Origin of the sequence: Bacillus sp. FJAT-52991, from assembly GCF_037201805.1 — a bacterium.
GTDB classification, from domain to species: Bacteria; Bacillota; Bacilli; order Bacillales; family Domibacillaceae; genus Bacillus_CE; species Bacillus_CE kandeliae.
This window is the reverse complement of the sequence record NZ_CP147404.1, coordinates 1,419,330-1,432,783: the sequence shown is the minus strand read 5'-3', so window position 1 is coordinate 1,432,783 and position 13,454 is coordinate 1,419,330. Positions and strand designations below refer to the sequence as shown.

At 39.7% G+C, this 13,454-nt stretch carries 12 protein-coding genes; all 12 read right to left on the bottom strand.

Annotated features, from left to right (window positions below; translation table 11 throughout):
- Positions 1-11: 11 nt before the first annotated feature.
- The gene (locus tag WDJ61_RS07340) at positions 12-224 is read right to left on the bottom strand and encodes an acetyl-CoA carboxylase biotin carboxyl carrier protein subunit (protein ID WP_338754147.1); all 213 of its coding nucleotides are present in this window, start codon (positions 222-224) and stop codon (positions 12-14) included.
- Positions 225-237: 13 nt separating this feature from the next.
- Positions 238-1,596, bottom strand: coding sequence for an acetyl-CoA carboxylase biotin carboxylase subunit (locus WDJ61_RS07335; protein ID WP_338754145.1), 1,359 nt, complete (start codon positions 1,594-1,596; stop codon positions 238-240).
- 19 nt (positions 1,597-1,615) lie between these two features.
- Complete coding sequence (locus WDJ61_RS07330; RefSeq protein WP_338754737.1) at positions 1,616-3,241, bottom strand: AMP-binding protein; 1,626 nt, start codon at positions 3,239-3,241, stop codon at positions 1,616-1,618.
- A 32-nt stretch (positions 3,242-3,273) separates the two neighbouring features.
- The gene (locus tag WDJ61_RS07325) at positions 3,274-4,416 is read right to left on the bottom strand and encodes an acyl-CoA dehydrogenase (RefSeq protein ID WP_338754143.1); all 1,143 of its coding nucleotides are present in this window, start codon (positions 4,414-4,416) and stop codon (positions 3,274-3,276) included.
- 78 nt (positions 4,417-4,494) lie between these two features.
- A complete protein-coding gene (locus WDJ61_RS07320) occupies positions 4,495-5,130 on the bottom strand; it encodes a TetR/AcrR family transcriptional regulator (RefSeq protein WP_338754141.1) in 636 nt (211 codons plus the stop codon).
- 204 nt (positions 5,131-5,334) lie between these two features.
- Positions 5,335-6,270 carry a stage V sporulation protein K gene (gene spoVK / locus WDJ61_RS07315; RefSeq protein ID WP_338754139.1) on the bottom strand — a complete coding sequence of 312 codons (936 nt, stop codon included), beginning with the start codon at positions 6,268-6,270 and terminating at the stop codon, positions 5,335-5,337.
- A 140-nt stretch (positions 6,271-6,410) separates the two neighbouring features.
- Entirely contained in the window at positions 6,411-7,736 is a 1,326-nt protein-coding gene (locus tag WDJ61_RS07310) for a sodium:alanine symporter family protein (protein WP_338754137.1), read from the bottom strand.
- Positions 7,737-7,832: 96 nt separating this feature from the next.
- A complete protein-coding gene (gene hfq, locus WDJ61_RS07305; protein ID WP_094835547.1) occupies positions 7,833-8,066 on the bottom strand; it encodes an RNA chaperone Hfq in 234 nt (77 codons plus the stop codon).
- A 40-nt stretch (positions 8,067-8,106) separates the two neighbouring features.
- On the bottom strand, positions 8,107-9,051 hold the full coding sequence (gene miaA, locus WDJ61_RS07300; RefSeq protein ID WP_338754736.1) for a tRNA (adenosine(37)-N6)-dimethylallyltransferase MiaA: 945 nt from the start codon (positions 9,049-9,051) through the stop codon (positions 8,107-8,109).
- Between the two features lie 169 nt (positions 9,052-9,220).
- On the bottom strand, positions 9,221-10,873 hold the full coding sequence (locus WDJ61_RS07295; protein ID WP_338754135.1) for a glycerol-3-phosphate dehydrogenase/oxidase: 1,653 nt from the start codon (positions 10,871-10,873) through the stop codon (positions 9,221-9,223).
- 144 nt (positions 10,874-11,017) lie between these two features.
- Entirely contained in the window at positions 11,018-12,511 is a 1,494-nt protein-coding gene (gene glpK, locus WDJ61_RS07290) for a glycerol kinase GlpK (protein WP_338754133.1), read from the bottom strand.
- Between the two features lie 20 nt (positions 12,512-12,531).
- Positions 12,532-13,356 (bottom strand): MIP/aquaporin family protein, encoded by an 825-nt coding sequence (locus tag WDJ61_RS07285; RefSeq protein ID WP_338754735.1) that lies wholly within the window; start codon positions 13,354-13,356, stop codon positions 12,532-12,534.
- Positions 13,357-13,454 lie beyond the last annotated feature (98 nt).

Genomic DNA, 13,454 nt, shown 5'->3' with positions numbered 1-13,454 from the left:
AAATCCGCCTCCTATTCAATATCCACTAATCCGTCTGCCTCGTTCACGAAATCTCCTTCTTGGATGTGAACTTTCTGAACCTTCCCATCTTCTTCAGCAGCGATCGGAATCTCCATTTTCATTGATTCTAAGATGACTACATCCTGTCCAGCTTTCACTTCATCCCCTTCACTCACTAGTATTTTCCATACATTTCCTGCCATACTTGCCTGAATTGTTGTCATTTAAAACTCCTCCTTATTTTGCTGATGTTAACTCTGGCAAATAATATTCATTTACAAACTGAGTTGTTGTATACCCTGTTAAAAATTGCTCATGACTGACCGTTCGAATTAGCATCGGGATATTTGTTTTAATCCCTTCTATTACATATTCTTCAAGCGCCTGCTTTAAACGCTCACAAGCTTCCTTCCTTGTTTCTCCCCAAGCGATTAATTTGCCAATCATCGGGTCATAAAACGGAGTGACTTGTGAACCTTCTTCGATTGCACACTCATTACGAATGCCTTCCCCTTCTGGAAGTTGAAAGGACGTGATTTTGCCTGGAGAAGGAAAGAAAGTTTTCGGATCCTCGGCATAAATTCTCACTTCAATAGCATGACCTTTTCGCTTAACCTCTTCCCTAGTAAGAGAAAGCTTCTCTCCGGCCGCAACTTTTAATTGCTCTTCAACAAGATCTAAGCCAGTAATTTCTTCTGTTACAGGATGCTCTACTTGCAGCCTTGTATTCATTTCAAGGAAATAAAAGTTCTGTTCTTTATCTACTAGAAATTCAATCGTACCGGCGTTCGTATAGCCAATATGCTGAGCAGCTTTAACGGCAGCATCTAACATTTTCTCGCGCGTTTCTTCGCTAATAAAAGGTGATGGGGCTTCTTCTACTACTTTTTGATTGCGTCGTTGAATGGAGCATTCCCTCTCCCATAAAGGAATCACATGCCCATGTGAATCAGCCAGAATTTGCACCTCAATATGATGTGGCTCTTGAATATATTTCTCTAAAAACATGGCTCCGTCACCAAAGAAAGATTCGGCGCGCTTTTTGTTCCCTTCAAAAGCTTTGCCCAGTTCTTCTGGAGAATGAATCAGCTGCATGCCAATTCCACCTCCACCTGCGGAAGCCTTCAGCATTAACGGGTAGCCGATTTTCTCAGCTGCTACCTTTGCCTCTTCTTCGTTCTCAAGAGGAACATCTACTCCTTCGATAATGGGAACACCTGCTTCTTTCATCGTTTTCCGAGCTTCAATTTTACTTCCCATAGAAGCGATGATCGATGCTGATGGACCGATAAATGTCAAACCTTCCTCGATACACTTTTTAGCAAATGTTGCATTTTCGGAAAGCAATCCATACCCAGGATGAACGGCCTCTGCTCCACTTTCTTTCGCTACACGAATGATTTCATCGGCATTTAAATAGCTTTGATTGACTGGAGGCTTTCCGATGCAAAACGCTTCATCCGCTTGACGAACAAATAGAGAATCCGCGTCTGCTTCTGAATAAACAGCAACTGTTTGAATACCAAGCTTTTGACAAGTGCGAATCACTCGAAGTGCAATTTCACCGCGATTGGCAATAATGATTTTTGAGAACATATAGATCGCCCCTTTTCCTTTATGTCAATAAGCTGAGTGACTGTTCTCGCAGCTTAAATTTTTGGATTTTCCCCGATGCTGTCATTGGGTATTCTTTTGTGAAAATGATATGCTTTGGAATTTTATGGCGTGAAACTTTCCCTTTGAAGTATTCTTTAATCTCTTCAACATCCGCTGTTTCTCCTTCTTTCAAAATCACCCAAGCCATCACTTCTTCACCATATTTCGTATCAGGAACACCAATCACTTGTGCATCAAGAATTTTTGGGTGTGTGTATAAAAATTCTTCTATTTCACGTGGATATACATTTTCTCCACCACGAATAATCATATCTTTCAAACGACCAGTAATCCGAATATAACCAGTTTCATCCATCACAGCAAGATCTCCCGTGTGAAGCCACCCCTCTTCATCAATCGCCTCATGAGTCGCATCCTGGTTATTATAATAACCTTTCATCACGTGATACCCTCTCGTGCATAATTCTCCTTGAATCATCGGCGGGACCTCTTGATTCGTACCTGGTTCAACAATTTTCACCTCTACATTCGGAAGCGCACGACCGACCGTTTCTACTCGAAGCTCAACTGGATCATTTACACGAGTTTGCGTGATAACTGGTGAAGACTCCGTTTGTCCATAACAAATCGTAATCTCTTTCATATTCATTTTATCCATTACTGATTTCATCACTTCTACCGGGCAATTGGAACCAGCCATAACACCTGTTCGCAAATGAGATAAGTTGTATTTTTGAAAATTCGGATGATTCAGTTCAGAAATAAACATTGTTGGCACCCCATGTAGTGCGGTACAAACTTCTTGTTCTACTGTCTGCAATACAACTTCAGGATCAAATTCTTGAACAGGAACCATCGTAGCTCCGACCGTCACACAGGCAAGTGTCCCGATCACACAACCGAAGCAATGAAAAAACGGTACTGGGATACATAGGCGATCTGCCTTTGTGAGCTCCATACAACCCGCAATATTAAAAGCGTTATTAATTAAATTACTATGTGTGAGCATGACTCCTTTAGGAAAACCTGTCGTTCCGGAAGTATACTGCATGTTAATGACGTCATTAGGATCAAGGGATTTTGTTCGTTCATCCAACTCAACCTCATTTACTTGATCAGCCATATTTAAAATGTCTGTCCAACTAAAAGCGCCATTGTACTCCTTCTCACTTAAAATAACTACGTTTTTCAACAGTGGTATTCGCTTCGATTGTAGCTTTCCAGGTTCACAAGTATGAAGCTCTGGACAAAGCTCATAAATAGTATCAACATATGAATTCCCACGATATCCTTCAATTAAAATTAATGTCGTACTCTCGGATTGATTGAGTAAATATTCAAGCTCGGCTGTTCGATAGTTCGTGTTCACAGTCACAAGAACAGCTCCCATTTTGCCCGTAGCAAACTGAAGAGTCACCCATTCAGGTGTATTCGTCGCCCAAATTGCCACGTTTTCCCCTTTTTCAATTCCAAGAGCCATTAATCCTTTTGCTGCTTTTTGACACAACTCATCAAATTCACTGTACGTATAGCGCAGATTGCGATCAGAGTACACAAGCGCTTCATGCTGCGGAAGTTGTTTAGCTCTTTCAGTAAGTAATTCCCCTACCGTTTGGTGAATCAATTCCGTCATAACATCCTTCCTCCTCTTTTCAATTAGCAGCCTAGGTGACGAGCGATGACTAGTCGTTGAATTTCCGAAGTGCCTTCTCCAATTTCAAGCAGCTTTGCATCACGTAAATATCTTTCAACGTCATATTCACGCATGTAGCCATATCCGCCATGAATTTGAATCGCTTGGTTACTTGCACGGAAGCTTGTTTCTGATGCAAATAGTTTAGCCATCGCTGCTTCCTTACCAAACGGTTTACCTTGGTCTTTCAACCAAGCCGCTTTGTGTACAAGAGTACGAGCAAGCTCAATTTCAGTTGCCATATCTGCAAGCTTAAATTGAATAGCTTGAAATTTAGAGATCGATTGGCCAAACTGCACTCTTTCTTTTGAGTATTGCAATGCTTTCTCAAAAGCAGCTTGAGCAATACCTACCGCAAGAGCCGCAATGGAAATTCGACCGCCATCTAGCGTAAACAAAAATTGACTAAATCCTTTTTTGCTATCACCTAACAAGTTTTCCTTTGGCACACGGACATTTTCCAAAACAATCTCACAAGTATTGGATCCACGAACACCCATTTTGTCATAATTACAAGAAATCGTAACCCCTGGTGTATCTGTTGGAACAATGACGGCAGATACAATGTTTTTCCCATCTTCTCTCTTTCCTGTAACAGCTGTCACAATAATTTGACGAGCGTAACCGGCATTTGTAATCCAACACTTTTCGCCATTAATGACGTATTCATCCCCATCTAGAACCGCTTTCGTTCTTGTTCCACCAGCATCTGAACCAGCGTTAGGCTCTGTTAATCCGAAAGAACCTAATGTTTCTCCTTTCGCCATCGGGACAAGCCATTCCTGCTTTTGTTCTTCAGTTCCGAAATAATATATTGGACTGGCTCCAAGACTAATCGCTGCTGCGTAACTTAAACCTGTTCCACCACAGGCTTTACCAATTTCTTCGACAGCAATCGCGTATGACACGGTATCTCCGCCTGCTCCACCGTATTCTTCAGGAAATGGGATGCCTAGCAATCCAAGCTCGGCCATTTTTTGAAATGTTTCATAGCGAAATTTTGATGTTTCATCCAAATGTTGTGCATGAGGCTTGATTTCCTTTTCAGCAAAATCCTTCACCATTTCTTTTAACATTTGTTGTTCTTTCGTTAATTCAAAGTTCATTATTGCTCCCCCTTTGTTTTTAACGACCGCAAATTGTACAGACTAGTCGGTCTCTTATTGTCATTTTAATAGCCAGTTTTAATTGACCGGCTGACTTTTAAGTAAGTATTTTGTGATATTTGGATCATTTATCCCTTGTTCTGTCATTAAAGCGTGAATCAGTAAATCATTAAAAATTTCCCCAATTTGTTCCATTGTTAACTTTCCGTCTTTCTTAAACCATTTGTATGTCCAATTCACCATTCCGATAATAGCCATTGTAGATATTTCCGCGGGCACTTCAGTGCGAAAATCGCCGCTTTCTTGACCCTCTCGTATCACTTGTAAAATCACTTTTCGGTACGCATCTCGTTTTTCATTAATCTGCTGCTCAAAATCCCCTTTTAAATACGTACTTTCCTGATAAAATACAGTGATATGAGGTTTATAAAGATCAAACACTTTCGTAAAGGACATAATAATTGCACATAATCTTGAAACAGGTGTGTTGTAATTATCATATGCTTCTTGCGCGCGATCTAAGACATAAGAAATAAAAACATCATGAATGTGATACAACAATTCATCTTTCGACTTGAAATTGTGATAAAATCCTCCCTTCGATGTTCCGCATTCTTCAACAATTTGATCTACCGTTACTCCATGATATCCATGTTTCTCAAACATTACGAGAGAAGTATCAACAATTCTTTGTTTCAAAGTTTTTTTTGTCATAAAGACCATCCTTTAACTTTATATTATCATAATCGTCACATTACTGACAAATCATTTATCAGAAAATAAAAAATAATAAGTAATTTGAACGATAATGTTATCCTACTATCCTATTCATTTTTTAAACAGGTCATAATGTGTGATAAAAGGTCTGACCATACCCATTACAACTGGTTATGTCAGACCTGCTTCATAAGCAGTAAATTAATAACTGATATCACAAGAACGAATTAACATTAGCTCCTGGTAATGGTAGTTGCTTTCTTTAAGTAATCGCACTGCGTGTGAACGCATCGCTTTCTCTATTAAATTTCGTACATATCTTCCATTTGAAAAAGAAGAAGTATTTTTTTCTTTTATGAACATAAAGTGTTCTCGCATTTTAATTTTTGCTTCTGGACTCAATTGATATTGTTTTTCTGCTGCAATTTTCTCGGCAATTTCCATTAATTGATCCGGCTCATAATCGGGAAATTGAAAAACGAATGGAAAACGAGATTGTAATCCGGGATTTAAGGTGAAAAAATAATCCATTTCTCTTGGATAACCAGCTAAAATTAAAATAAAATCATTTTGTTTATCTTCCATATGTTTGACAAGAGTATCAATCGCCTCTTTACCAAAATCTTTCTCTCCGCCTCTTCCTAATGAATAAGCTTCATCGATAAACAAAATTCCTCCCATGGCCTTTTTGATTAAATCTCTTGTTTTTTGCGCGGTATGCCCAATATATTCTCCTACTAAATCCGCTCGTTCCGCTTCAATTAAATGACCTTTAGATAACACTTTCATTTCGAAGAATAATCGGCCAATAATGCGTGCCACTGTTGTTTTACCTGTACCAGGATTACCTTTAAACATCATGTGAAGCACTTGACTTCCAGACTTTAAACCACTAGCTTCCCTTTTCCTATTAATATAAATCCAGGCATATATTTCTCTAATCATTTTCTTTAACTCATCGAGCCCTATTAAGGCGTCTAGTTCATTTTCAATACTTTTTAAGACGGCGTGTTCATTAGAATTAGACCATTCAAACGGTTTTTCATCACGAGTCGGTTGTTGTTCCATACGATCATTTTTTGTATGCAGCACAACTTTAATTTGACCACTCTCTTTCATTCGGATTGGCTGCTTCATCTTGACCACCCCATAAACTTTGACGTAATTCGTCGCAATATGGCTTAATTTGCGCTTTCCCGAGAAATAATTTCCCTCTACCCATTCTATTCATGGAGAAGGCAAACCATACATAAAAGACAGCCGCAGCTGCCTTTTCGTTAATATAGCTTTCTATAGTCTACTAGAGATTGGTGAACAGCTTTGCGCAAATACCATAATCCAATCAAGTTAGGAATAATCATAAGACCATTGAAAAAGTCGGCCAGCTCCCAAACTAAATCCACTTGGTGAATGGCAGATCCAATAACGATAAATAACAACACGATGATCCGATAAGGTATCACACCTTTGCCTTCCCATAAGTATTTTATATTTAGTTCTCCGAAATAGGCCCAGCCAATAATTGTTGTGAAAGCAAAAAACAATAAACAAATCGCAATAAATATTTCTCCAAACGTACCGAAGCCAGCGATAAAGCTTTGTTGAGTTAAAGCAATCCCTGTTTCGCCTGTTTTATAAGCACCCGAAACTAAAATGACTAATGCGGTGACTGTACAAATGATAATTGTATCAATGAACACTCCTAAAATCGCCACTAGCCCTTGCTCTGCTGGATGACGAACATTTGCTGTCGCATGAGCATGAGGCGTTGATCCCATCCCAGCCTCGTTAGAAAACAGCCCGCGAGCTACACCGTAACGGATCGCTTCCTTAATTGTCGCCCCAAGTATTCCGCCACCTGCCGCCTCTAATTGGAAGGCAGATTCAAAGATCATTTCAAATACAGGAATGATTTCATGTCTAAATTGAAATAACAGAATAATACTCCCGACAACATATAATAAGGCCATAAAAGGCACCGTTTTTTCTGCAAAAGAGGCGATTCTTTTAATCCCACCAAACAAGACGAAACCAACAAACAAAGCAACAATGATTCCAATATAAATAGAAGGAATAGGTAATACACCTTTAAAGGCCTCTGCGATTGAATTCGACTGCACCATATTCCCAATAAAACCTAATGCTAAAATAATAAAAATAGCAAATAAAATCGCAAGTTTTTTACTGCCGACTCCCTTGTCCAAATAATAAGCGGGTCCACCAAGATATTCTCCGTTTCTTTCTTCGCGGTATTTTTGCGCAAGCACGGCTTCTGCAAAGATCGTTGCCATTCCTAAAAAGGAACTCACCCACATCCAAAAAATCGCTCCCGGTCCGCCAGCTGCAATGGCTGTGGCTACACCAGCAAGATTTCCTGTACCGACTTGTCCGGCTACTGCGGTTGATAACGCTTGAAACGAAGAAAGTCCGCTCCCCTCCTTAGAATCTTTCCTAAAAACGACTTTGAACGCTTTAGGAATTTGAGTCAACTGAACAAATTTCAATTTAAACGTATAATATACTCCCGTTCCGAGCAAAGAGATGATTAATAACCATCCCCATAGAAATTCATTCATCACTGATACTGCTTTCAACAAATCCAATGTAATCTGCTCCTTACCATAGTTGTTCTATCTATTTTACATGATTCTGACCAAATAAAAAACGTGTACATAGTAAATGTACACGCTTCTATTTGTTTATTCTTGATCATCTAAAGAAATTTGCACGTTTCTTTGAGGAGCAAAAGTAGAAATTGCATGCTTATAAACTAATTGTTGCTTACCATCTGATTCAAATAATACCGTAAAATTGTCAAAACCTTTTATATAACCACGCAGTTGAAATCCATTTAACAAAAATACAGTAACCATTGTAGCGTCTTTTCTTAATTGGTTTAATATTTGATCTTGGATATTGATGCCTTGTTTCATGTTTAATCCTCCTCTTTCTATCTGTACTTTAAGTATAATTCTATTTCAAATGCAGCTTTCCTGCTATGAAACCCGAAATTTCGTTAATTTTTTTTGATCGACTTTCCTCTTCCGACAGATCAAACCAATGGACATTCATTTTATTGCGAAACCAAGTTAATTGACGTTTAGCATATCGTCTGGAATTTTGTTTCAACTGCTCTACCGCCTCTTCCAATGTAACTTCTTTGCGGAAGTAGCTAAATAGTTCTTTATAACCGATTGCTTGAACAGCCTGTCCTTCTCTAATGCCTTTTTCCCACAATCCTTTTACTTCTTCAAGCAGTCCTTCATCCATCATCTGATCAATTCTATCATTAATTCGCTCGTATAAAAGCGCTCGATCCATTGTTAAGCCAATGATGACCGTATCGTATAAAAGATCTGGCTGTTGCTCAGCCTGATAATCCGACATTTTCTTCCCAGTTGTTCGATAAATCTCAAGTGCACGAATTACCCTTCGAACATTATTAGGATGAATATGGTTGGCTGCCTCCGGATCGACTAGCAGTAACTCTTCATAAAGTGCTTGTTTGCCGCGACTGGCCACTTCTTTCTCTAGATCGAGACGAAGTTGTTCGTCCTTCCCTTTATTAGAAAAATGATAGTCATAAATGACAGATTGTATATAAAGACCCGTTCCTCCAACGATAATTGGTAACGCTCCTTTTGAAGAAATATCTGTCATTTTCTCTCGCACAATCGCTTGAAACTCAGCGGTTGAAAAAGGTTCGTCTGGATCTTTAATATTTAACAAATGGTGAGGGATCCCTTCCATTTCACTTTCTTTAATCTTAGCGGTGCCAATATCCATTCCACGATATATTTGCATGGAGTCCCCACTTATAATTTCTCCATTAAAGCGGTGGGCTAACTGTATGCTGAGAGCGGTCTTACCTACGGCAGTAGGACCGATCAGCACGATCAATTTCTCTCGATGTTGCAATCTCTTCACTGCCTTTATGCTTTTTTCTTATCGTATCATATGTTTGGATACTTGTTGAGGATAATAATCCATTCTCACCACTTTTTTCACTTCTAAACATGTAAAAAAAAGAACGAACCAAAGACAAAGTGTAACTCACTAAATCGGATCGTTCTTTTCATGAACATAATTATGGCTGAATTTCTACAGGCGTCTCGGCGTCTTGAATCTCTTGATCTAATTCTGCTTCATAACTAGCTGATGTCTGTTCATCCCAGCCAAGTAATTCAGCCATCAGTTGAATAATATCCTTTTTATATGTTTTCGCCCATTCAATATTGAAAAATACTGCACCCGTACGACGAATGAAAAAGTCAACTGGTTTAGCGACCATCTCATGCTTGATCGCATAAACAATTTGAGCATAAATGTCTGCCGGCAAAGCTTGTTGCTCGTTATTGGCCGCAATTTTAAACAATTCATCCACATTGGAACCATACATTTGAGTCAGCTTTCTTCCTTGTTCTTTCGTTAAACGAAAGGAAACCGCTTCATTTTCTTTTTTATGAATGAAAAATTCAAAGTTGCTAGAACCTCCTACGTCTCCTCCTGAAATCGGCATGTGCAGCGTTTGAACCGATTTAAAGGATGTTCCTTCTTCAGCTGTTAATCGTTGAGCAACTAGATCAACGACCGTTTCAGCCATTTTACGATACCCTGTCAACTTACCACCAGCGATCGTAATTAGCCCGCTATCCCCTTCCCAAATTTCGTCTTTACGGGAGATTTCAGAAGGATCCTTCCCTTCTTCATAAATAAGTGGACGAACCCCTGCCCAGCTTGACTCCACATCACTTGCTTCTATTTTTACTTCAGGGAACATATAACGAATCGCATGTAAAATATAGTCTCTATCCTCAGCTAACATTTTAGGGTGGGCTGTATCTTTATCAAAGAAAGTATCCGTTGTGCCTACATACGCTTTTCCGTCACGCGGAATCGCAAACACCATCCGACCATCTGGCGTATCAAAGTATACTGCCTGACGAAGAGGAAACTTCGACTGATCAATGACAATATGCACGCCTTTTGTTAATCGTAAATTTTTATTATTGATAGAGTAGTCCTTTTTCCGTACAGCATCTACCCATGGTCCTGCGGCATTTACTACTTTCTTCGCATGAATATCAATCATTTCGCCGGTCAATAAATCTTTTGCTTGAATTCCAATGATTTTCTTTTGATCATAAATGAAATCTTCGGCTTTCACATAGTTGATAGCAAGCGCGCCTTCCTCCACAGCCTTTTTCATGACCTCAATGGTGAGTCGAGCATCATCTGTTCGATATTCCACATAATAACCACCACCCACTAGACCATCTTTTTTCACTAGTGGTTCTTTGTTTAATGTTTCATCTGCTGATAACATCGTTCTTCTTTCTGATTTTTTAACCCCCGCTAAAAAATCATACACTCTTAAACCAATGCCAGTTGAAAACTTACCGAACGTTCCCCCCTTATGTAGCGGAAGCAGCATCCATTCTGGTGTTGTCACATGCGGTCCATTTTCATACACAACGGCTCTCTCTTTTCCAACTTCAGCTACCATCTTCACTTCAAATTGTTTTAAATAACGAAGACCACCATGCACAAGCTTTGTAGAACGGCTAGATGTACCAGCGGCAAAGTCCTGCATTTCTACTACGGCTACTTTCATGCCGCGTGTAGCGGCGTCTAAGGCAATACCTGAACCTGTAATACCACCACCAATGACCACTAAATCATATGTTGTTGATTGTAAATTGTTTAACATTTCATTTCGCTGTAAATTTGAAAAACCCATGATAATTCCCCTCCATTGTTTATCTCATACGTGAAAAAAAGCAAAAAGAGACCTATCGAAACATAGCAAAATACATGCTATGAAGACAGGTCTCTCTAGTTCTCTAGACAATTTATTAACTTATCTTTATTATACTATACTTATTTATATTTTAAAAGCTAAAGCTGCTTCAATTGCTTTTTTCCAACCATGATACAGCCGATCTCGTTGGCTTACTTCCATATTCGGGTGGAAATTCTTCTCACTTTGCCATTGAGCAGAGATTTCATTTCGATCTTTCCAGAAGCCTACAGCTAGCCCTGCCAAATACGCTGCACCAAGAGCAGTTGTTTCGTTAATGATCGGGCGATCAACTGGCACTTGCAAAATATCACTTTGGAATTGCATTAAGAAATCATTTTTCACAGCTCCACCGTCGACACGAAGCGTTTTTAATGAGATACCTGAATCAGCTTCCATCGCATCTAGTACGTCTTTCGTTTGATAAGCAAGCGATTCAAGCGTTGCACGGATAAAGTGTTCTTTCGTCGTTCCTCTCGTCAACCCAAATACCGAACCGCGCACTTCGCTATCCCAATAAGGAGTTCCAAGTCCGACAAAAGCAGGTACAACATACACTCCTTCTGTTGAATCAACCTTCTTCGCATATTCTTCACTATCAGGAGATTGCTTAATCATTCTCATGCCATCTCGAAGCCACTGAATCGCAGAACCAGCCACAAAGATACTTCCCTCTAATGCATATTCTACTTTGCCATCAATTCCCCACGCAATGGTCGTTAATAAACCATTTTGAGAAAATACAGCTTTTTCACCTGTATTCATTAACATAAAGCAACCTGTTCCATACGTGTTTTTCGCCATTCCTTCTTCATAACAAGCTTGACCAAATAAAGCAGCCTGCTGGTCTCCAGCTGCTCCAGCAATAGGGACCTGATGACCAAAGAAATGATGCGGGGCAGTTAAACTATACACTTCAGAAGAAGGCTTTACTTCCGGAAGCATCGCTTTTGGAATATTTAAGATGTGCAGAATTTCATCATCCCATTGCAAATCATGAATATTGTACATTAATGTTCGAGACGCATTCGAAAAGTCTGTTACGTGCGCCTTCCCACCAGACAATTTCCAGATCAACCATGTATCAATCGTACCAAAAAGTAATTCTCCTCTTTCTGCTTTCTCTCGTGCCCCTTCTACATTGTCCAAAATCCATTTTACTTTCGTACCAGAGAAGTAAGCGTCAATTAACAAACCTGTTTTCTCACGGAACAAAGAATCATATCCTTGAGCTTTTAACTCTTCACAAATTTCTACTGTTTGGCGAGATTGCCATACAATCGCATGATAAATCGGACGCCCCGTTTCTTTCTCCCAAACGACCGTCGTTTCCCGCTGGTTCGTAATGCCAATCCCAGCTATTTGGTCTGGGCTAACTCCGTTTTCAGAAAGGACCGTAGCCATACAAGCAAGGACTGTTCCCCAAATTTCGTTAGCATTATGCTCAACCCAGCCTGGATGTGGAAAGTGTTGCGTGAATTCTTTTTGAGCGACATGAGCAATTTCACCTTGTTTATTAAAAAGAATCGCTCTTGAGCTCGTTGTTCCTTGATCTAAAGACAAAATATATTTTTCCATTATAAAACCTCCACTTATGTTTATTTACTCGCATCAAGTTGGCTCGATACTACCTGTTTCTCTTTATCTAACAGAAAAGCCGCTAATAAAATAATAGTGGTAACAGCGAACACACCCCAAAAAGCAAGATCAAATTCCCCTTGAAAAGCCCCTTTATAGAAAAGCCCTCCTAATGAACCTCCTAAAATGGGCCCTAACACTGGAATCCACGAGTATCCCCAGTTCGAACTGCCTTTCCCTGGAATAGGTAATAGAAAATGGGCGATTCGAGGACCGAGATCTCGAGCTGGGTTAATCGCATAACCTGTCGTTCCACCGAGAGATAAACCAATTGCTACAATTAATAACCCTACAATAAATGGATTTAAGCCATCCGTAAACTTATTTGCTCCAATGGATAAAATACCAACGACTAAAATAAATGTCCCGATTATTTCGCTCAGTAAATTTGAAAATGAATGCTTAATTGCTGGACCAGTCGCAAAAACACCAAGCTTCACATCTGGGTCATCTGTCGCTTTCCAATGAGGCAAAAAGTGAAGATAAACGATGATTGATCCAATGATCGCTCCAATCATTTGCGCTAAAATATACGAAGGGACCTCACTCCAAGCAAAATCTCCTGTAAAAGCAAGCGCAAGTGTCACAGCTGGATTAAGATGAGACCCGCTGAACTGTCCAACTGCATAAGCAGCCATGGCTACAGCCAGCCCCCAGCCCCATGCAATTACAATCCAACCCGAACCAAACGCATACGATTTCTTTAAGCTAACACTCGCATTCACTCCAGCTCCCAAAATAATTAATAGAGCCGTTCCAAGTAATTCTCCCATAAATGGAGTCATGACCATACATTCCCTTCTAAAATGAAAAAAGAGAACAAAAAAACACAACTCACCCCATTGCGGGATTCAGTTGTGACTCTCAATGTTCTCTTTCACAA